The organism is Bradyrhizobium sp. GW821-FHT13H06 (assembly GCF_058803975.1).
In genome coordinates, this window is record NZ_JBXAPN010000019.1 from 1 (window position 1) to 19,491 (window position 19,491).

17 protein-coding genes and 1 pseudogene are annotated in these 19,491 nt (G+C 62.8%); 13 read left to right on the forward strand and 5 right to left on the reverse strand.

The annotated features are described in order from the left end of the window. The 9 genes and pseudogenes from AC1RQP_RS39255 to AC1RQP_RS39295 form a co-directional block, all read left to right on the forward strand. Positions 1–138 (forward strand): annotated as a pseudogene (locus tag AC1RQP_RS39255) (electron transfer flavoprotein subunit alpha/FixB family protein); the annotation flags it as partial. An 87-nt stretch (positions 139–225) separates the two neighbouring features. After that, positions 226–954 carry an autoinducer binding domain-containing protein gene (locus tag AC1RQP_RS39260; protein ID WP_492942989.1) on the forward strand — a complete coding sequence of 243 codons (729 nt, stop codon included), beginning with the start codon at positions 226–228 and terminating at the stop codon, positions 952–954. A gap of 186 nt (positions 955–1,140) precedes the next feature. Next, on the forward strand, positions 1,141–1,779 hold the full coding sequence (locus AC1RQP_RS39265) for an acyl-homoserine-lactone synthase (RefSeq protein ID WP_492942991.1): 639 nt from the start codon (positions 1,141–1,143) through the stop codon (positions 1,777–1,779). Between the two features lie 33 nt (positions 1,780–1,812). Further along, positions 1,813–2,349: a cysteine hydrolase family protein gene (locus AC1RQP_RS39270; protein WP_492942993.1), complete on the forward strand. Its 537-nt coding sequence runs from the start codon at positions 1,813–1,815 to the stop codon at positions 2,347–2,349. Between the two features lie 454 nt (positions 2,350–2,803). Continuing rightward, a complete protein-coding gene (locus tag AC1RQP_RS39275) occupies positions 2,804–3,817 on the forward strand; it encodes an ArdC family protein (RefSeq protein WP_492943128.1) in 1,014 nt (337 codons plus the stop codon). Positions 3,818–3,847: 30 nt separating this feature from the next. Beyond that, a complete protein-coding gene (locus tag AC1RQP_RS39280) occupies positions 3,848–5,542 on the forward strand; it encodes a ParB/RepB/Spo0J family partition protein (RefSeq protein WP_492942995.1) in 1,695 nt (564 codons plus the stop codon). Position 5,543: 1 nt separating this feature from the next. After that, positions 5,544–5,711 (forward strand): hypothetical protein, encoded by a 168-nt coding sequence (locus AC1RQP_RS39285; protein ID WP_492942997.1) that lies wholly within the window; start codon positions 5,544–5,546, stop codon positions 5,709–5,711. Between the two features lie 165 nt (positions 5,712–5,876). Continuing rightward, the gene (locus tag AC1RQP_RS39290; protein ID WP_492942999.1) at positions 5,877–6,029 is read left to right on the forward strand and encodes a hypothetical protein; all 153 of its coding nucleotides are present in this window, start codon (positions 5,877–5,879) and stop codon (positions 6,027–6,029) included. Positions 6,030–7,867: 1,838 nt separating this feature from the next. Further along, positions 7,868–9,046, forward strand: a complete 1,179-nt coding sequence (locus AC1RQP_RS39295; protein ID WP_492943001.1) for a calcium-binding protein — start codon at positions 7,868–7,870, stop codon at positions 9,044–9,046. A 121-nt stretch (positions 9,047–9,167) separates the two neighbouring features. On the opposite strand, the gene AC1RQP_RS39300 is transcribed toward AC1RQP_RS39295, so the two are convergent. The 5 genes from AC1RQP_RS39300 to AC1RQP_RS39320 form a co-directional block, all read right to left on the reverse strand. Beyond that, entirely contained in the window at positions 9,168–9,815 is a 648-nt protein-coding gene (locus AC1RQP_RS39300; RefSeq protein ID WP_131870224.1) for a helix-turn-helix domain-containing protein, read from the reverse strand. 102 nt (positions 9,816–9,917) lie between these two features. Beyond that, positions 9,918–10,493 carry a sarcosine oxidase subunit gamma gene (locus AC1RQP_RS39305; RefSeq protein WP_492943003.1) on the reverse strand — a complete coding sequence of 192 codons (576 nt, stop codon included), beginning with the start codon at positions 10,491–10,493 and terminating at the stop codon, positions 9,918–9,920. Further along, positions 10,486–13,470, reverse strand: a complete 2,985-nt coding sequence (locus AC1RQP_RS39310; RefSeq protein WP_492943005.1) for a sarcosine oxidase subunit alpha family protein — start codon at positions 13,468–13,470, stop codon at positions 10,486–10,488. Before AC1RQP_RS39310 ends, AC1RQP_RS39305 begins: the two co-directional genes overlap by 8 nt. Continuing rightward, positions 13,467–13,736 carry a sarcosine oxidase subunit delta gene (locus AC1RQP_RS39315; RefSeq protein WP_492943007.1) on the reverse strand — a complete coding sequence of 90 codons (270 nt, stop codon included), beginning with the start codon at positions 13,734–13,736 and terminating at the stop codon, positions 13,467–13,469. The genes AC1RQP_RS39310 and AC1RQP_RS39315 overlap by 4 nt, the downstream gene beginning before the upstream one ends. Positions 13,737–13,748: 12 nt before the next feature. After that, a complete protein-coding gene (locus AC1RQP_RS39320; RefSeq protein WP_492943009.1) occupies positions 13,749–14,999 on the reverse strand; it encodes a sarcosine oxidase subunit beta family protein in 1,251 nt (416 codons plus the stop codon). A gap of 140 nt (positions 15,000–15,139) precedes the next feature. Here AC1RQP_RS39320 and AC1RQP_RS39325 point away from each other — a divergent pair, with 140 nt between their 5' ends. From AC1RQP_RS39325 to glnT, 4 genes are read left to right on the forward strand one after another with little or no spacing between them, the layout of a single operon-like run. Continuing rightward, positions 15,140–16,033: a class II glutamine amidotransferase gene (locus AC1RQP_RS39325; RefSeq protein ID WP_492943130.1), complete on the forward strand. Its 894-nt coding sequence runs from the start codon at positions 15,140–15,142 to the stop codon at positions 16,031–16,033. Beyond that, positions 16,033–16,728: a protein glxC gene (locus AC1RQP_RS39330; RefSeq protein ID WP_492943132.1), complete on the forward strand. Its 696-nt coding sequence runs from the start codon at positions 16,033–16,035 to the stop codon at positions 16,726–16,728. The genes AC1RQP_RS39325 and AC1RQP_RS39330 overlap by 1 nt, the downstream gene beginning before the upstream one ends. Before the next feature lie 17 nt (positions 16,729–16,745). Beyond that, on the forward strand, positions 16,746–18,095 hold the full coding sequence (locus AC1RQP_RS39335; protein WP_492943011.1) for an FMN-binding glutamate synthase family protein: 1,350 nt from the start codon (positions 16,746–16,748) through the stop codon (positions 18,093–18,095). 33 nt (positions 18,096–18,128) lie between these two features. Next, on the forward strand, positions 18,129–19,427 hold the full coding sequence (gene glnT, locus AC1RQP_RS39340) for a type III glutamate--ammonia ligase (RefSeq protein ID WP_492943013.1): 1,299 nt from the start codon (positions 18,129–18,131) through the stop codon (positions 19,425–19,427). The last annotated feature ends 64 nt before the right edge of the window (positions 19,428–19,491 follow it).

Below are 19,491 nucleotides of genomic sequence, written 5' to 3' on the forward strand. Positions count from 1 at the left end.
CTGGCCGGCATGAAGGACTCCAAGGTGATCGTTGCGATCAACAAGGACGAGGACGCGCCGATCTTCCAGGTTGCCGATTACGGCCTGGTCGCCGATCTCTACCAGGCGGTTCCGGAGCTGACGGAAGAGCTCGACTAAGGGTCGTTCAGCGCACCCGCTTGGCCGTGGACGCTGAAGATCCGCGGAAGGTATGAGCGCATAGTCAGGGGCTCGGCTCGATTCCAGATGAAGCGCACTGAGTACTTGTTCGAGGAGTTCGTTGATGCGCTCCAGACGGCGGAGGACGGTCACGCGTTTGAACGGGTAGCGTCGCGCGTAGCGCGTGGGCTTGGCTTCCGCTGGTTCGCCTATTTGCGCATGGGCGACGGTCAGCCAAGCCTCATCTCATCGTATCCGAAGTCCTGGACCAGCCGGTATTTTCGCCTGAACTACCAGAGCTTGGATCCGGTTGTGCAGCGCGCCCGGGCCGAGCGCGGTGTCTTCAGTTGGGACGCGCAGGGTGCGACGCCGCGGTCGAACAAGGCACAATTGAGGTTCTTCGAAGAAGCGACAACGTACGGGATCAGGTCAGGCATCACCGTGCCGATCAGAGGCGGGTTCGGCCAGATGGCCGCCTTCACCTTGGCAACGGACGATCCGCTGATGCGGCCGGACCACGTGCTCGCCGGTTCGGGCGACATCGTGCAATTTGTCGGAATCTACTTTCACGCACATCTGTCCGATCGGACGATCGCGACCTCGGTCGCAGCCAAAGAGGCGGCGCCCGTCAGTCAGCGTGAGCGGCAATGCCTCGCCTGGGCGGCTCGTGGCAAGACATTGGCGGAGACAGCGGTGCTGATGGGCATCACGCCGCGAACTGTCGAGTTTCATCTCGAGAATGCCCGCCGAAAGCTCGGCGCAGTGACCATTGCGCACGCGGTGGCGCAGGCGGTTCGCCGGGGCTTCCTACCCTAAAACGGAATTCGCAGAGCGGATGCGTCCATCCCAAAAGCTGGAGAGGCTTTTGTCTGGAAGCGGTGCCGTTCGCCTGCTAACACTTGCTTAAACTTCCTGATCCTTCCCACCGACCTGTCAAAAGCCACAGGTGTAGGACGTTCGGGTTTCTGTTCAGTTGAGCTCCCTCTCTTCATGGAGCTCCTCATGCACGTCCTGTCCCTCGACCACCGTCACGCCGGGCCGCACCTTGCGTTGCTCGCAGAGATGTTTCGCCTGCGCCGGCGGGTCTTCAAGGACCGCCTCGACTGGACCGTCTCCGTCTCCGGCGATTTCGAGATCGACATCTATGATGCGCTCAATCCCACGCGTCTCCTGGCGATCTCGGATGCCAACGACGTGCTGGGATGCGTCCGTCTCCTTCCGTCGACGGGTCCAAACATGTTGGCCGATACATTCCCATTTCTCCTCGGTGATGGCCAAGCGTCGCGTAGCGACGACATCCTGGAAAGTTCGCGCTTCTTCGTCGACACCGCGCGCGCCGGCGAGGTTGGTCGAGGCAATCTCAATCGCGTGACGTTCGTCCTGTTCGCCGCAATGATCGAGGCGATGCGCGCCAGAGGCGCGCGAGCGATTGCTACGGTCACGGATATAAGAATGGAACGTATCCTCAGGCGAGCAGGATGGCCGATTGAACGATTGGCGGAGCCGCAGCCGCTTGGACAGACCACGGCGCTTGCGGGACTTCTCTATAATTCCGACCACGCGCTTGCGGCCATGTACTGCCAAGCCGGAATCGAGGGGCCGGTGCTCGTCGTCCCCGGCGCCGAGCGCAGGGCCGCGTAATCGACAGAGCCGCCTGTGGCTCGGGATGCCCCCATGTTGGCCGACCCACACCATAGCTGCATCGTCCTGTTGAATGTCACGCGGCGCGCAGCAACGAGCGCCATTGACGCGCTCGCAGGACGCCGCCGCGCGAATTTGTCTTTGCTCTCGGCATGCCGCGCGTTCTTCGCGATTCCTCAATTTGCGATCGGCGAATACGAACAGACTCTTGTACCGGACGAGATCTCCTCGTCCCTTGAGCATGTCGATATCGACGCGCTGTCCATCTGGCGCGAAAGGCGGCTTGCCGAGCGGCTGGCGCATTTGGATGTCGGCGCGATTTTTCTAGGGGGAGCCTTTCTGGAGGAAGAGGTGTTGATCTCGGCTTTGCAAGGCGCGAGACATGGCTACGACGTCCGGCTGCTCTCGGATCTGTCGATTGCCCGCCATGAGTCTGACCGGGCGCTTGTACTCGCCCGGCTTGCCCATCATGGAATCCTCGCAACCACGCTGCGTCAGGCGTTGTTGGAATGGGCAGCATCGAAAGACGATCGAATGGTGAGCAGGAAAATTCAGGATCTGCTGTCATAGGCCGCCCCCTCAAGCTGTGCTTGCGGGCCAGGCTCTTGTGAACCGAGCCCGCTCCGCGGTCTCGGCCTTCGGCTTCGATCCCTGGCGGAAACACTCCGCTCGTGAATGAGCGGTTGCTTATGTGTCGATGCGGACATGGGGTTCAAACAACGGCGCGGCAGATCTGACGGGACGCTACAGCAGCCCTTTATTGAGCCGGCCGCAGGCGGCCGGCGCGTTTCGTTGACCCCGGTAGGCGGGGTGGGCGGCGCTCCCGTATAGCCCCGAACCGGCGCGCCGCAACCGCGCGTCCTTGCAGTTCGAAATGACGACTTCTTTCGTCGCGCGGTCATCCGCTGTCGCTCCGGCCGTTCCGGTGCATCCCGCCTCAACTGTTCGGGGCTGTCCGGTCGCTCTTCGCCGCCCACCCCGCCTTCCTGGGCAGGGCGCGGAAGGAAAGCGAGAGGAGATCGTCATGTCCAAACGTCCAACGAACAACAAAGCGACTAAGCCGAAAGCGAGCCTCTATGAGGAGATTACAGCGCACATCGTCGCGGATCTTGAGGCTGGCGTCTTTCCATGGGCCCGGCCATGGGGGAGCGGGGGCGAGAATCAGGCATTCGCGTTGCCGCGCAATGCCGTAACGGGCAAGGCCTATTCCGGGATCAACGTCCTGATCCTCTGGGGTCAGCTGTTTGAATGCGGCTTCTCTTCGCAGCGGTGGCTGACCTTCCGTCAGGCCTCGAGCCTCGGCGGCACCGTGCGCAAGGGCGAACACGGTGTCACCGTCTGTTGTGCCGATCGCTTCGTTCCCAAGCGCGAGCAGGGCGGCACGAGACCCAGAGGTCAGGAACAGCCCGCAAAGGAAGAGGCGTCCGTTCCATTCCTTCGCCGATATACCGTGTTCAATGTCGATCAATGCGACAACCTGCCGGATCACTGCATCGCTGAGCGGCCGCCGCTTCCCGAGCGCGAGATCGTGCCACAGGCCGAGGCGCTGGCCGCCGCGACGCTCGCCGATGTTCGCATCGGTGGCGCCAAGGCCTTCTACCAACCGTCGGATGATACCGTCCATATTCCGCCGCAACCTGCATTCTTCGAGCAGATCAACTATTATCGGACGCTGTTTCATGAACTCGGGCACTGGACCGGCCATCCGCGCCGCTTGAACCGCGATCTCTCCGGCGCCTTTGGCTCAAAGCCCTACGCCAATGAAGAACTTGTCGCCGAGCTGACCGCAGCCTTCGTTTGCGCTGCCCTTTGCATCAGACCCTCCGTCCGACACGCCGACTATCTGGGCTCATGGCTGAAGGTGCTTCGCGAGGATAACCGCGCGATCTTCCGAGCGGCTAGCAAGGCGAGCAAGGCCGCCGATTTCCTGCTCGCCTTCGGAGGCGACATCTCCTCCGGCGAGCACGAGGCCGCGCCCGAAGGGCTGGATAACCGGCAGGCGGCAATGCCAGCCGCCGAGATGAGCGCCGCAGGTTAGCTGCGGCCGACGCCGTCCGCGCCGCCAACGGTGTCGGCCGACCGCCGCAGCTGTTGGCCAACACACCCCATCGCCTCGCGACATCGGGCCCTCGACGAGGCCTCACCCCCAACCTGCCGAGCTCATCTTTGCAAACGAGAGGGAACGAACATGGAACTGCGCAACATCGCTCTCAGCGATCTCAAGATCGCAAGCGTCAATGTCCGCCACAGCCGGAAAGCCCCCGACATCTCCGATATCCTGCCGTCGATCCGCCCGCGCGGCGTCCTGCAGCCCCTGCTGGTCCGGCCTGACGGGGAGACGTTCGAGATCGTCGCGGGCAGGCGGCGTTACTTCGCGGCAAACAAGGTCGCCGAAGAACAGGGGACGGCAATCAGCGAGGTCTTGCTGCCTTGCGCGATCGCCGTCGGGGACAACGACGCCGACGCCCTCGAAGCATCCCTGATCGAGAATGTGGCGCGCGCCGGCATGGACGAGCTTGAGGAATACGAGGCCTTCGGCAAGCTCCTGAAACAGGGACGCAGCGTCGCGGACATCGCGCGGACGTTCGGCCAGAGCGAGCGCTACGTCAAACAGCGTCTTGCGCTCGCTTCGCTCCAAAGCGTCATCAAGGACGCCTACCGCAACGGCGACATCGAAGCCGAAGAGCTGCAACTGCTCGCCTCCGCCACGCGGCGACAGCAAAAGGAATGGGTTGCGGCATTTGCGGCCGAGAAGGACCCGACCATTGACGACGGCGCGCCACGAGGGCGGGACCTCAGGCAATGGCTGTTCGGCAGCAACCAGATCGCAATCAGCGTGGCGCGATTTCCGCTCGATACCTACAAGGGCGATGTAATCACCGACCTCTTTGGCGATTTCAGCTACTTCGCCGATGTCGATGCCTTCTGGGTCTTGCAGAATGCAGCCATAGCCGGGCTGAGGGACGAATTGGCGGGGCAGGGCTGGACGGTCACCGTGCTCGACAAGGGAACACGCTTTCCGGCATGGCAATATGACGAAGCCGAGCTGGAGGAGGGCGGCGAAGCCTTCATTGAAGTCCGGACTAACGGCGAGGTCGAGGGTCACCGAGGCTACCGGGCTTATGAAAGCCCGCACGCCGCCGGTGAAGACAGCCGGGATAGCGATGGCAAGCGCGAGACGCTCGCCGCGAAGCCCGAACTCACCAAGGTCGCCGAGAACTATCTGGCGCTGCACCGGCATGCCATCGTTCGCGCCGAGCTGCTGGCCCGTCCCGCCATTGCGCTGCGCCTTGCCGCGGTGCATATGATCGCCGGCTCTCCGCTCTGGAGCGTCAAGCCTGATCCGCAGCGCGCCGAGAAAGAAACGACCGCGGAAAGCTTAGCTGCCAGCTCCGCGCAGGTCGCGCTGACAACTGAACGAGACGCAGTGCTCGACCTGCTCCAGATCGAGAAGAGCTACTACGGCACGCTCACCCGGGGCAACGGCGATGCCCATACCGGGGCAGTCCTGTTCGCCCGGCTGCTTGCGCTTCCGGACGAGGAGGTGCTCAGGGTGATCGCACTCGCGATGGCCGAGACGCTTTCCGCGGGATCGGCGCTGACCGAGGCGGCCGGCCTCGTGATCCAGCCCCACGTCAAACGATGGTGGAAACTCGACGACGCCTTCCTCGACCTTCTAAAGGACCGCACCGCGATCAATGCGCTGGTTGCCGAGGTTCGCAGGCCAGGCGACGGCCGACGGCAACGTGACCGAGACCGCTAAGGTGCAGAAGACCATCATTCGCGACTGCTTAAAAGGCGAGGGACGGGAGCGCGTGGAGGGATTCGTGCCGCGCTACATGGCGTTTCCGCCAAGCCACTACGATCCCAACAAGGCTTTTGAAATCGCCCGGGCGTCGGAGAACATTAATGCTCTGTTTACCTCAATTTAGGCCTGACGATTCGGGCGCGGAAACCCCGTCCGCGCCCGAATCTTGCAGCGTCCGAGTCGCATCTGAGTCAATCCGATGAACAGCAAATTCCGTTAATCGAGAACCGAGCGACTCATCCTATAGCTCGATCAATTGACGGCAGTGCACTGCATCATGGAGTTTACGATGATGAACCCGTTCAAGCTGTTTCCCGAGTCGCAATCCGTAAGGCTCAGCCGGATCTGTATTGCGCAGGTCGTCGTTTGCGCTTCGGCGCTGACCTCCAACGCTGTCCTGCTTTCGAAGATCGTGCCGGCGCTGATCAACGGGTTCAACTGATCGCCCGGTATGTGACAGTAGCGCGGCGCCCTTAGAAGGGGGAAATTCAAAATCAAGAGCCGGACCGTTCCACGCGATACCGCGTTTGACGATCCGGCCTCACAGGTGGCTCGAACCACTCTCGGCCGGGACGCCTCATCGGCTTTACGCAAGCACGTTGCGTCGGCCACGGCGTCACTTGAGACTGAAAGCGGGTTAAGAGAAGAGCTACTTCTTTTTCTTCGCGGCTTTTTTCGCGGTGGTCCTCTTCGCCTTCGGCGCGGTCTTCTTCGCCTTCTTCGCTTTCTTGGCCATGTGCCCTCCGTCAATGCATCAAGCTAAAGGTGCAGTCCGGGAATCGGCATGCACGAAATGATCGTAACATCGAACCTGCGAGATTGACATCGCGGCACGTCGGCGCGCGTGTTGCCGCTTCGAGTCGCCGTATCGCTTCACAGCCTAGGCCTCAGCCATAAGGAGCGGCATGGCGGCCGCGGGCAGCTCTGATAGGTGGTGCGCGTTAGCCAGCTGATGCTAAGGATCAGCGCAAACACGCTGTCCTCGCCCTGGTCTGATGCACCGCAAGACTGGAAGAGAGCTGCCTCCGGGACAACTCAGTCGCCGCGCGCGACGGGCTCACGATAGTCCTCGTCGCTGTTCTCGCCGTGGCAGATCGAGCCCGTCCGATGTCTGTGCCCAGAGGGATGATCCGGAAGTTGGGATGGGTCTCGGCGCTCTTGCCGCAGTTCGGATGACGATAGATGCGGGCCAGTCGCCAGACCTGTCCCGCCTTCTCATCGTAGCTGCCAGCTCGTCTTGTCCCGCCCGACCGGGGTGGCTTGTCCTCTGCCGTTGCCTGCGGGGCCGACCCCCTCATGCGTGGCGAACAGACCTATGGGAAGCGCTCCGCCTGTCAAAACCTTCCCCGCCAGTTTCTTTCCCCGCCGGACAAAAGGTCCGGCTCCTCGCGGGCGCTTCGCTTCCAAAAAAAGCCGTCGGCTCAGGTGCTCCGCATGCGCTGCGCCCCGAAAGTGGGTTCGAAGGCGTTTCGCTTCCCATGACGGTCTCGCCATCGCGAGGGGATCGGCCCCTCGCGGGAACAACAGAAGAGGATAAGACCATGACAGCGATCGGATACATGATCCGTGACGGGATCAGATAAGGCCCGGTGATTGTTTCACTTTTTCAAGCGTCAGGATTGTGGATTGCCGGATTTTTACCACATCCTCCAGCCGTCAGTGCAAATTCCGAGGTCGCTGAAGGGCCAGGAGCCGATGTTCTCAGCAATCAGCGATGCTGTTAATGCTTCTCCATGAATGAGAGCACCGCTTGGTCCTAGGCGATGGGATTGTCTGACGAAACGGTATGGGAGCTTGCCGGGATCTCCACCCTCTAGCTTATAGGCAAGCACGCTTCGAGCTGATCTGCAATCCGATGAAAGAAGCGTGGGCTTCGCTCGCCATTGGACACCAGCGTGGGTGCTGTAATCATCTTCGCCATATCGCAGGTAAAAGCCGAGCGCGGCCGCTTCGGCTTGCGTCCAGTCTAACATTCTGAATCGACATGTAGCGGCAGCGCTTCAACGGAAGCATTGGCCGACAGTTGACGCGCACCCTCCAACTTCTGTCGGGATTGCAGATTGGCAAGACGCCCCCGCTCGTTGATCGGGTTTAGCCAACATGCCCTCTGTTCCTGGCAATATGTGGAATGATAGAGGCCGCGCGGCGGTCGCAATCATGTCCAGTTATCGGCGAATCTCGGTCATCAACCCGAGGTAGCTTTGGCCGTCCGAGCGAAATGCTCGTGTTTCGCGAGGGAGATCCCCGCATCTTCACGTTCTCTTTGAAATTGGAGTTGCCATGCGCCGTCTGCCCAACGACACGATCACGCTGACTATTCCGCAGCTCAGCTTTGAAACCTTGTTCGGAGATCCTGAGTTCCCGTCCAATGCGCATGGCGGCAACGATACCATCACGGTGAACGTCGACGGCCTGACGTTCATCAATCTCGTGGGCGATGCCGCAGCCCTGCTCGATCATTCCCGGGGCGGCAACGATTCACTCACGGTCAACATCGCGGGCGAGAACAACACCGTCATCGTCGACGGTGATGCTCAATCCATGTCCGGCCATTCCAAAGGCGGCAACGACACGGTGACCGGCGACAGCACGGGCTCGGTACGCAACGGCTTCACACTCTATGGCGACGCCGAGGGTGCCATGTCTGACCACGTGCAGGGCGGCAACGACACCGTCATCGGCGTGTTCGGCGGCCGGTCATTGAACACACTGGTCGGCGATGGCGGAACCATGTCCGGGGACACCCATGGCGGCAACGACACTCTGGTCGCTCTCCAGACCGGCCAGACCGGCTCGGCAATTCTGTACGGCGATGCTTTCGGCCTGACCGATAACGCGCACGGCGGCAATGACAAGCTCACCTTCACAATCGGGAGCGAAGCCCAGACCGGAGGTGGGACAATGTACGGCGATGCGGGTGGGCTTTCAGGTGATGCACGCGGCGGGAACGATACCCTCACCGTCGTCGATCTCAACGGCAATCTTCACTTCTATTCCTTCCTGCTGATCGGCGATGCCGATTCCATGTCCGGCAACGCGCATGGAGGCAACGATGTCCTCACGGGCGGATCGTACGCCGACAACGTGGTGGGCGACGCCCGCGCCTACGCTCCAGCTGAGCCAGGTTCGATAACGGGCGGCAGGGACATCCTGAACGGCAAAGGCGGCAATGACGAGATGTGGGGCGGACCGAACAGCGACATCTTCGCGTTCGAAAAGGGCTCGGGCCAGGACCTGATCCATGACTTCAATCAAGGCAATACGATCGTCGGCAGCGCGGCGGTCGAGCACGATTTGATTGACGTACAAGACTACGGCTTTGCGGATTGGGCTGCACTGAAGAGCCTGATCAGCGACGACGCCTCGGGCAATGCCGCGGTTCACCTGACGGCCAGCGATACGATAACGCTGCAGGGCGTCCGAACGGCGGACCTGCATGAGACGGACTTCATCGTCTAGTGCCATGTCAATTGCTGGCGATGGCGGTTGCCGGATCAACTCTATCGACGAACAAGCCAACCGGCACCTGCAGGAGAGTTTGCTGATGCCGCCGCTCGCTGGGGAAGCATGTTGGCGAAGATCACCCGCGTGGATACACGATGATAGACAGATACGTCATGGGCAGCTTGACGAGCCTTTCGGGACCGTGCAACGCGCCGGAATCAAACAGGATGGAATCGCCGGGCCGCAGACGGTAACTGCTATCGCCGTGCCGATAGTCGACCTCGCCAGTGAGCATGTAGATGAATTCCATGCCGGCGTGCTGGAATGCCGTGAAGGGCTCGGCGTCCTCCTTCAACGTGATCATGTACGGCTCGACGACGACGTCGCCGCCGATGACATGTCCGAGCAATTGGTAGACATGACCCACTTTGGTTCCGCGCCGCTCGATCACGACGCCCTGCTTGGCGCGCACGAATGAACAATCGCGTCGCTCTTCTGAGGCCGCAAACAACAGGCTGAGCGGGACGTTGAGCGCCTTGGCGATCGACTGAAGCGTCGCCAGTGACGGAGAAATCTGACCGTTCTCGATCTTCGACAGCATGCCGGCCGAGATGGACGACGCAGCTGATAAGTCGAGCACCGACAGATCGCCGTCCCGGCGCAACTTTCGGATCTGGGCACCCAGGGCGCGTTCGAGGTTGCGGGGATCCTGCGGTGCGTTGGAGCCGGTACGGTATTCAGGCGCCTCGCGTGAGACTGTTTTCGAGCTTTTGGCCCTCGCCATCGGATAGGTCCTTTAGATGAGATTCGGAGCATAGCCCAGGGCCGATCGGCCGGTATACCAGGATTGGACGGCACGCAGCTTCGATGCATTGCCGACAGGCGATCAGTTCCGTGCGAGCCCGAACCCTGCCAGGCTGTCATCCAGCCAGCGACGGAAACTGTCGACAAGGCTGCGGAAGACTGCAATCTCGAAAACCAGTGTACCGTCTTCCAGATCATCCAGCCGCCAGATGATGGCGCCGAGGTGCGAAACGGCTGTCACGGCGACGGCGCCCGGCGCGAATACACGGTTGTGCAGATCGATCGGAAAACCCTTCGCGAGAGCCTGGCCGATCCGCGGCCCGCTGACGCGATGAATGACATAGCAGTCGGTCTGATCGGTCACCGATGCAGCATCGCCGACAGCCTGCTTCAACGAGACGGAAAATCCATTGCCGCCATCGTCCTGCGTCGCGAGCCAGGTCGTGGGCCCGATTCCGAGAAAGGCAACATTGCCGGATGCGCTGCGGCGCGGACCGGGAACGAGATCGATTCCATAGGCGGTCTTGACACGCTGTTTCAATTGCTCGTCCGCGCCGCGCCGAACCATGATGGTCGCGTAGCCGAGATCATTGCGTATCGATACGATGACGCCCGGGTTGGAGGACGCCGCAAAGCCATGATTGAGACGATCAGCCACGCAGCCGCGCTCCTTCCGGATCATAGAAGACGGGAGAACATATCTCGGCCTCGAAATCGGCACCTCGCAGAGGGTCGACGACCCGCAAGACCTGTCCCACGCGTTCTCGGCCGCATGCCAGCAGAGCCAGCGCAATCCAATGGCCGAGCATCGGCGAGAATGCCGACGATGTGACGTATCCCTGATCGTTCTCGAGCTTGACGGCTGCACCGGGCGAGAGCAGGTGAGCGCCGTTGCGCAGGCGTTGCCGGCGATCAATCGGCTTCAACCCGATCACGGCCGGACGGTCCGGATCGACGAGTCCGGGCCGACGCGCAAGCACCTTGCCGATAAAGTCCTTCTTGCCCATCATCCGGCCGAGCCCCAGATCGTGCGCGGTGGTGGTGCCGTTCAGCTCGTTGCCGGCGATGTGTCCCTTCTCGATACGCATCACGCCAAGCGCTTCGGTGCCATATGGAGTGAGGCCGTACCCGGTGCCGGCCTCCATGATCGCGCGGATCGTCTCGTCAGCAAAACGCGCCGGGACCGCGAACTCGTAGCCAAGCTCGCCCGAAAAGGAGACGCGGAACAGCCGCGCCGGCCGCCCTCTCCAGCAGAAATCCGCGCAGGCGAGATACGGAAATGCGGCATCGGATATGTCGATCGCGCCGCCGAGCAGACGATCCAGAAGATCGCGCGCACGCGGTCCGGCAATGGAGAATTGGGCCCACTGCTCGGTGACGGAGATGGCCTGGACGTCGAGCTCGGGCCAGAGCACCTGTCGGGCGTGATCGAGATGCTGCATCACCTTCGCTGCGTTCGCCGTCGTCGTCGACATCACGTAGTGATCGGGCGCAAAGCGGGCGCAGGTACCGTCATCCATCGCGATGCCGTCCTCGCGCAGCATCAGTCCATAGCGCACCTTGCCGACGGGCAGGGTGGAGAAGGTGTTGATGTAGATGCGATCGAGGAAGATACCGGCATCCGCGCCCTGGACGTCAATTTTACCCAAGGTCGAGACGTCGCAGACGCCGACGGCGCTGCGCACGGTCCTGACCTCGCGAGCCACGGTTGAAAGCCAGTCCGCTTCGCCCGCTCGCGTGAACCATTGCGCGCGCCGCCACGGGCCTGCGTCGACGAAGGTCGCGCCGAGCTGTTCGGCCCAGCGGTGGCTCGGCGTCAGCCGGACTGGACGGAAATCCTGGCCGCGATGACGGCCGGCGAAGGCGCCGATCGCGACCGGCGTGGCGGGCGGTCGCGCGATGGTGGTGCCGACCTGCGGCATCGGACGATCCGTGAGCGCCGCCATCATGGCGTGACCGATGACGGCTGCCATCTTGCCCTGGTCGGTGGCCATGCCGAGCGTGGTGTAGCGCTTCAGATGCTCGACCGACGTAAAGCCCTCGCGAGCGGCAAGCGCGATGTCGGCCTGCGTCACGTCGTTCTGGTAGTCGACGAAAGCCTTCGATCGGGATGCTGCGGCTTGCCACAGCGGCTCGCCGGAGATGCTCTCGTCGTCGACGACGAATTCAGGCCGGGCGCCGGATTTGAATCCGGCGGCATCCGCACTGGTCGCCCCGGCAGCCGTCCCTTGTTTCAGCGCTTCCGCCAGCGTCAGTGCGCCGCTCGCGGCGCCGATGACGACGAGATTCCGCGGCAGATCGCCGGGCAGGAAGGCCGAGCGTTCCTCGGACCAGCGCGGACGACCGCCGAGATGGGTCGAGAGCGCGAGGTTCGGATTCCAGCCGCCGCTGACCGCAAGCAGGTCGGACTCGATCGCGATGTCGTCGCCCTTATTGGTCCGCACGCGAATTTGGCTGAGACCATGTGCGCCGCGTGTGTCGACGACGTGTGCGCCCTTCAACAGTCTGGCGCCGATCGTCTGGCTGGAGGCGACCAGCGATGGGGAGATCTCGGATCGTGCATCGACAATGGTTTGGACCTTGACTCCGGCACGCGCGAGGTCGAACGCCGTGCGCCAGCCGTCGTCGCAACTCGTGAACAGGGTCGCCGCCTTGCCCGGCGCCACGCCGTAGCGATTGAGATAGGTGCGCACCGCGGAGGCCAGCATGATTCCGGGACGGTCATTGCCGCCGAACACGATCGGCCGTTCGATGGCGCCTGCCGCAAGAATGGATCGCTGCGCCACGATCTTCCATAGGCGCTGCCGCGGCTGGTGCGCGGGGGGAACGGGCAGGTGATCGGAAACGCGTTCGAGCGCGCCGAAAGTGCCCCCGTCATAGGCGCCGAAGATTGTGGTCCGCAGCATCATTGTGACGTTCGGAAGTGCGCCCAGCTCCTTGGCGGCATATTTGGCCCATTCAACGCCTGAGAGGCCGTCGATCGTGTGGACGTCGTTGTTCAGCCGGCCGCCGGGGATGAAGTCATCATCCGCGATGATGACCCGGGCGCCCGCTCGTCCCGCTGCCAGCGCCGCAGCGAGACCGCCGGGGCCACCGCCGATGATCAGCACGTCGCAAAAAGCGTACGCCTTCTCGTACTGGTCGGGATCAGGCTGCAGGCTGGCCCTGCCGAGGCCGGCGGCACGTCGGATCAGAGGCTCATAGACCCGCTCCCAGAACGAAGCGGGCCACATGAAGGTCTTGTAGTAGAAGCCGGCGACAAACAGGGACGATAACAGCGAGTTGACCGCACCGATATCGTAACGCAGCGATGGCCAGCGGTTCTGGCTCCGGGCCTCGAGCCCATCGAACAGCTCGACGGTGGTGGCGCGTGTGTTCGGCTCACGACGTGCGCCGCTCCGCAATTCGACCAGCGCATTCGGCTCCTCGGAGCCGGCGGTCATGATGCCGCGCGGACGATGATATTTGAACGAGCGGCCGACGATCCTGACGCCGGACGCGAGGAGAGCGGATGCCAGCGTATCGCCCTGAAAGCCCTGGTAGCGCTTGCCGTCGAAGTGGAAGCGCAACGCTCTGCTGCGGTCGATCAGACCGCCGTCGATTCGGTTGGGTTGCGGGGCGCTGATGTCGCTCATGCACGGACCCGGTCGCGGGCAAAGGTGGCTTTGGTGATTTCATGGGTTCTGATATTGCGCTCGACTTCCAGCCAGCTTCGACAGCCGGATGCGTGATACCAGAGTTCGCGATGCAGGCCGGACGGATTGTCCCGCAGATAGACCGCTTCGAAGAATTGGCGGCCGGCGTCGGGGGCGTCGGCAGCCGGCCGCGGGGCGCTGGCATCGCCAAGATAGGCGAATTCGCTGACGTCGCGATTGCCGCAGAACGGGCAGGGAATGCGCATGCCGATCGACCTTCAGTGCAGATTGGGTTGGGCGCCCTGGCCCTTTTCATCGAGCAAATGGCCGCTCGCGAAACGGTCGAGCCGGAAGGCGCGTGCCACTGGATGCGGCTCGTCGCGGGCAATCAGATGGGCGAAGCACCAGCCGGATGCCGGCGTGGCCTTGAACCCGCCATAGCACCAGCCGGCATTCAGATAGAGTCCGTCAAGCGGCGTGTGGTCGATGATGGGCGAACCGTCCATGGACATGTCCATGATGCCGCCCCATGAGCGCAACATCCGCAACCGTCCGATCATGGGCATCAATGCCATGCCGCTTTCGCAGACATCCTCCACGGTCGGCAGATTGCCGCGCTGCGCATAGGAATTGTAGCCGTCGATGTCGCCGCCGAACACGAGGCCGCCCTTGTCGGACTGGCTGATATAGAAGTGTCCTGCGCCGAAGGTGACGACGCCCGGAATCAACGGCTTGACGGCCTCGCTGACGAAGGCTTGCAAGACGTGGCTTTCGATCGGCATGCGCAGGCCGGCCATGGCCGTCAGCCGCGAGGTATTCCCGGCAACCGCAAGCGCGACCCTTGGTGCGCGGATGGTCCCGCGCGTCGTTTCCACGCCGACGACGCGATCGCCCTCACGGATCATCCCGGTAACTTCGCAATTCTGGACGATGTCGACGCCGCGGTCGCTGGCCGCGCGCGCATAGCCCCATACGACGGCGTCGTGACGGGCCGTTCCGCCGCGTCGCTGCAGCAGGCCGCCCTCGATCGGAAATCGGGCATTGTCGAAATCGAGGAACGGCAGCATGCGCCGGACGGCGGTCCGGTCGAGCAGTTCGGCGTCGACGCCATGCAGCCGCATCGCGTTGCCGCGGCGGGCTGCGGCGTCGCGTTGCGCATCGGAGTGGAACAGGTTCAGCACGCCGCGCTGGCTCACCATCGCGTTGTAGTTCAGATCTTGCTCCAGGCCCTCCCAGAGCTGCATCGAGAATTCGTAGAAGGGATTGTTGCCGGGCAGCAGGTAGTTCGAGCGGATGATCGTGGTGTTGCGGCCGGCATTGCCGGAGCCGATCCAGCCTTTTTCCAGCACGGCGATGTTGGCGATGCCGAAATGTCTCGCGAGATAGTAAGCCGTCGCAAGGCCGTGCCCGCCGCCGCCGATGACGATGACGTCGTAGGACGGTTTCGGGCTGGCGTCGCGCCAAGCCGCCGTCCAGCCGCGATGGCCGAGCAGGGCTTGATGAGCGAGACTGAAGATCGAGTAGTGCATGGACAGGATCGCATTGGGGTTGATGGAAGCCGAGCCTGGACCACACTATTCCATATTTCCTGACAAGAAAACATTGTTCTCTATAGTTGACAGCCGTCCGCGCGAAACGTTATGCATGGTTCGCCCGATGGAGAGCAGGCATGTGCGGTATTGTCGGTCTATTCCTCAAGAACCCGGGGCTGTATCCTGAACTCGGGTTTCATCTTGCGGCCATGCTCGGCGTGATGAGCGATCGCGGTCCCGACAGCGCGGGGTTTGCGGTCTACGGCAGTCAGCAAGCGGATCACGTCAAGCTTACGCTGCGCGCAGCATCGGCCGCCGAGATTCGCGAGGCGGTGGCGGCTCTCGGCAAGGCGGGCGCGGGCGATTTGGACGCCGTCTTTCACGACACCCACGCCGTGGTCTCGGTGCCGTTGGCGCGTGAACAAGAGGTGCGGTTGTTGATCGCGCGCGACGGTCGCGTGACGCTGGCCGGCGTGGGCGCCAGAATGGAGTTGTTCAAGGAGGTCGGGCTTCCGGAGCAAGTAGCCAGGCGGTTCGAACTGTCGGGAATGAGCGGCACGCACGGCATCGGTCACACCCGGATGGCGACCGAATCCGCCGTCACGACGCGTGGCGCGCACCCGTTCTCGACCGGAAAGGACCAGTGTCTGGTTCATAACGGCTCGCTCTCCAATCATTGCGGCGTACGGCGTTTGCTCAGCCGGGAAGGGCTGACGTTCGAAACCGACAACGACAGCGAGGTTGCCGCGGGTTTCCTCACCTGGCGCATGCAGCAGGGCGCGTCGCTTGAGCAGGCATTGACGGACAGTCTCGCCGATCTCGACGGGTTCTTCACCTTCGTGGTCGGAACCGAGAGTGGTTTCGCGGTGCTCCGCGACCCCATCAGTTGCAAGCCAGCCGTCATGGCGGAGACCGACGATTATGTCGCGTTCGGATCGGAATATCGCGCGCTCGCCGTACTTCCCGATGCCGGAAGGGCGCGGGTCTTCGAGCCGGAGCCGGCCAGGGTCTACGCATGGGAATTGCGCTGATGCGTTCGGTCGATCTCGAGGAAAGCAGCGTCCGTGAACTGAATGGCGAATTGCATCGGCTCACGCCGGAGACGAACGAGACGCGATGGGTGATCGAGCATCCGCAAGGCAAGCATGCCATCGCCTGCGGTCTCGATGCCCCCGTGACCGTCGAGGTGAAGGGGCATGTCGGCTACTACTGCGCCGGCATGAACAAGCTTGCCACCATCGTCATCGATGGAAATGCCGGCGTCGGGGTTGCCGAGAACATGGTTTCCGGCGAGGTCCGGGTGAAGGGCGACGCCAGCCAGGCGGCTGGGGCGACCGGCGTTGGCGGGTTGTTGGTTATCGAGGGCAATGCGTCGGCGCGTTGCGGCATTTCGATGAAGGGCATCGATATCGTCGTGAAAGGCTCGATCGGTCCGATGAGTGCGTTCATGGCGCAGGCCGGCACTCTCGTCGTGTTCGGCGATGCCGGCGAGGCGCTCGGCGATTCCATCTACGAGGCGCGGCTTTTCGTGCGCGGATCGGTGGCAAGCCTCGGTGCAGACTGCATCGAGAAGCCGTTGTCGGACGAGGACAAGGTCATTCTTCGCGGAGTGCTGGAGAGGGCGGGGCTGCCGGCCGGTTCGGACGGCGGCCCAGACGGTTTCCGGCTCTATGGATCGGCCCGCAAGCTCTATCATTTCCACATCGACAACGTCGATGCTTACTGAGGCAGGACGGCTTCCCGATGAGCGCACAGAGTCCGAAAGCCGCCACCCCGCCGCGATTTTCCGCGACCTTCGATCCGCAGGCCATCGCCGAGATCCAGCGCGCGGCAGCGACCGGCATCTACGACATCCGCGGTGGCGGCGCCAAGCGCAAGCTGCCGCATTTCGATGACCTGCTGTTTCTCGGCGCGTCGATCTCCAGATATCCGCTGGAGGGTTATCGCGAGCGCTGCGGCACCAATGTCGTGCTGGGCGGCCGCTTTGCCAGCAAGCCGATCGAGTTGAAGATTCCGATCACGATCGCCGGCATGAGCTTTGGTGCGCTGTCGGCGCCGGCGAAAGAGGCTTTGGGACGCGGGGCGTCCGCAGTCGGGACCTCGACCACGACCGGTGACGGCGGCATGACTGACGAGGAACGCGGGCACTCGTCGATCCTGGTCTATCAATACCTGCCGTCGCGCTACGGTATGAACCCGGACGATCTCCGGCGCGCGGATGCGATCGAGATCGTGATCGGGCAGGGAGCCAAGCCTGGCGGTGGCGGCATGCTGCTGGGCCAGAAGATCTCGCCGCGTATCGCCAGGATGCGGACGCTGCCGGAAGGCATCGATCAACGCTCGGCCTGCCGGCATCCGGATTGGACCGGACCGGATGATCTCGAAATCAAGATCGAGGAATTGCGCGAGATCACCGACTGGGAAAAGCCGATCTACGTCAAGGTCGGTGCCAGCAGGCCCTACTACGATACGGCGCTCGCGGTGAAGTCCGGTGCCGACGTCGTTGTTCTTGATGGCATGCAAGGCGGCACCGCCGCGACGCAGGATGTGTTCATCGAGCATGTCGGGTTGCCGATCCTCGCTGCAATCCGGCCCGCGGCACAGGCTTTGCAGGATCTCGGCATGCATCGCAAGGTCCAACTGATCGTATCGGGCGGCATCCGCAACGGCGCGGATGTGGCCAAGGCGCTCGCGTTGGGAGCGGACGCGGTCTCGATCGGGACGGCCGCGCTGATCGCGATCGGCGACAACGATCCCGGTCTCGAAGAGGAGTATCGGAAATTGGGCAGCACTGCAGGGGCCTATGACGACTGGCAGGACGGACGCGATCCCGCCGGGATCACGACGCAGGACCCGGAGCTTGCCGCACGGCTCGACCCGGTCAAGGCCGGCCGGCGTCTTGCAAACTATCTCTCGGTGCTGACACTCGAAACCCAGACCATCGCCCGTGCTTGTGGCAAGAGCCACGTGCACAATCTTGAGCCCGAGGACCTCGTGGCGCTGACGCTCGAAGCCGCGGCGATGGCGCGCGTCCCCTTGGCCGGAACTTCGTGGATACCGGGTCATCACGATCCGAAGACGGATCTGGCGTGAACCTGCTCAACGACGAGTAGCCTGGAGACAACGATGTCGACGAAGCTTTCGGATATAGCGCGCGAGAAGGGGATCAAGTACTTCTTAATCTCCTATGCCGATCTGTTCGGCGTGCAGCGGGCCAAGTTGGTGCCGGCTGCGGCGATCGACGGCATGGCCAAGAACGGCGCGGGATTTGCCGGCTTCGCCACGTGGCTCGATATGACGCCTGCCGATCCGGACCTGTTTGCCGTGCCGGATCCCGATACGCTCATCCAGTTGCCATGGCGGCGCGAGGTCGGCTGGTTGGCCGCCGATCCCTGGATGAACGGCAAGCCGGTTGCGCACGCGCCGCGCAACGTGCTCAAGCGCAAGATCGCGGAGGCTGCGGACGCCGGCCTGACGATGAAGACCGGCGTGGAGTGCGAGTTCTTCCTGCTGACCGAGGATGGCCGCGAAGTCTGCGATACCGCCGACCGGCAGACAAAGCCTTGCTATGATCAGCAGGCCCTGATGCGGCGCTACGATGTGATCAGTGAGCTCTGCGACGCCATGCTGGAGCTGGGCTGGCAGCCCTATCAGAACGATCATGAGGATGCCAACGGCCAGTTTGAGATGAACTGGCAGTTCGACGAGGCGCTGGTCACGGCCGACCGGCATGCTTTCTTCAAATACATGGCGCGCTCCATCGCCGAGAAGCATGGCCTCCGCGCGACCTTCATGCCGAAGCCATTCATCTCGCTGACCGGCAGCGGTTGTCATGTGCATGTGTCGCTGTGGAAAGGTGAGCGAAACCTGTTCGAGGACGAAGGCGGCGACCTCGGCGTTTCCGAGCTCGGCTATCATTTCCTCGGCGGCGTGATCAATTCGGCCGACGCTCTGGCCGCTATCCTCAATCCTTCGGTCAATTCTTACAAGCGTATCAACGCGCCGCGAACGGTTTCGGGCGCGACCTGGGCGCCGAACTCGGTCACCTACACCGGAAATAACCGAACCCACCTGATCCGAATTCCCGAGGCCGGCCGTTTCGAGCTGCGGCTCGCCGACGGTGCCGCCAATCCCTACCTGCTGCAGGCCGCGGTCCTATCCGCCGGACTCGACGGCCTCAGCAACAAGCGAGATCCCGGAAAGCGGCTCGACATCAACATGTATACCGACGGGCACGCCGTGACCTCGGCCAAGCGGCTCCCGATGAACCTGCTCGATGCCTTGCGAGCGCTCGAACATTCGAGCGTGCTGCGGGATCATCTCGGGGAGTTCGTACCGGCCTATCTCAAGCTGAAGCATGAGGAGTGGAACGACTACGCCCGCCATCTGACCCAATGGGAGCGAGACAACACCCTGGACTGTTGAGGTCCGAACGAAATGCGTCGTGTCCAAGGTCGTTGCGGGCCGTGAACCGGGCGTTGACGTCATC

Bases quoted from the DNA above. Each gene is read 5' to 3' on its own strand.
- AC1RQP_RS39260 (WP_492942989.1), top strand. From the start codon at position 226: ATGAAGCGCACTGAGTACTTGTTCGAGGAGTTCGTTGATGCGCTCCAG.
- AC1RQP_RS39265 (WP_492942991.1), top strand. From the start codon at position 1,141: ATGCACGTCCTGTCCCTCGACCACCGTCACGCCGGGCCGCACCTTGCG.
- AC1RQP_RS39270 (WP_492942993.1), top strand. From the start codon at position 1,813: ATGTTGGCCGACCCACACCATAGCTGCATCGTCCTGTTGAATGTCACG.
- AC1RQP_RS39275 (WP_492943128.1), top strand. From the start codon at position 2,804: ATGTCCAAACGTCCAACGAACAACAAAGCGACTAAGCCGAAAGCGAGC.
- AC1RQP_RS39290 (WP_492942999.1), top strand. From the start codon at position 5,877: ATGATGAACCCGTTCAAGCTGTTTCCCGAGTCGCAATCCGTAAGGCTC.
- AC1RQP_RS39295 (WP_492943001.1), top strand. From the start codon at position 7,868: ATGCGCCGTCTGCCCAACGACACGATCACGCTGACTATTCCGCAGCTC.
- AC1RQP_RS39300 (WP_131870224.1), bottom strand. From the start codon at position 9,815: ATGGCGAGGGCCAAAAGCTCGAAAACAGTCTCACGCGAGGCGCCTGAA.
- AC1RQP_RS39310 (WP_492943005.1), bottom strand. From the start codon at position 13,470: ATGAGCGACATCAGCGCCCCGCAACCCAACCGAATCGACGGCGGTCTG.
- AC1RQP_RS39315 (WP_492943007.1), bottom strand. From the start codon at position 13,736: ATGCGCATTCCCTGCCCGTTCTGCGGCAATCGCGACGTCAGCGAATTC.
- AC1RQP_RS39320 (WP_492943009.1), bottom strand. From the start codon at position 14,999: ATGCACTACTCGATCTTCAGTCTCGCTCATCAAGCCCTGCTCGGCCAT.
- AC1RQP_RS39325 (WP_492943130.1), top strand. From the start codon at position 15,140: ATGTGCGGTATTGTCGGTCTATTCCTCAAGAACCCGGGGCTGTATCCT.
- AC1RQP_RS39330 (WP_492943132.1), top strand. From the start codon at position 16,033: ATGCGTTCGGTCGATCTCGAGGAAAGCAGCGTCCGTGAACTGAATGGC.
- AC1RQP_RS39335 (WP_492943011.1), top strand. From the start codon at position 16,746: ATGAGCGCACAGAGTCCGAAAGCCGCCACCCCGCCGCGATTTTCCGCG.
- glnT (WP_492943013.1), top strand. From the start codon at position 18,129: ATGTCGACGAAGCTTTCGGATATAGCGCGCGAGAAGGGGATCAAGTAC.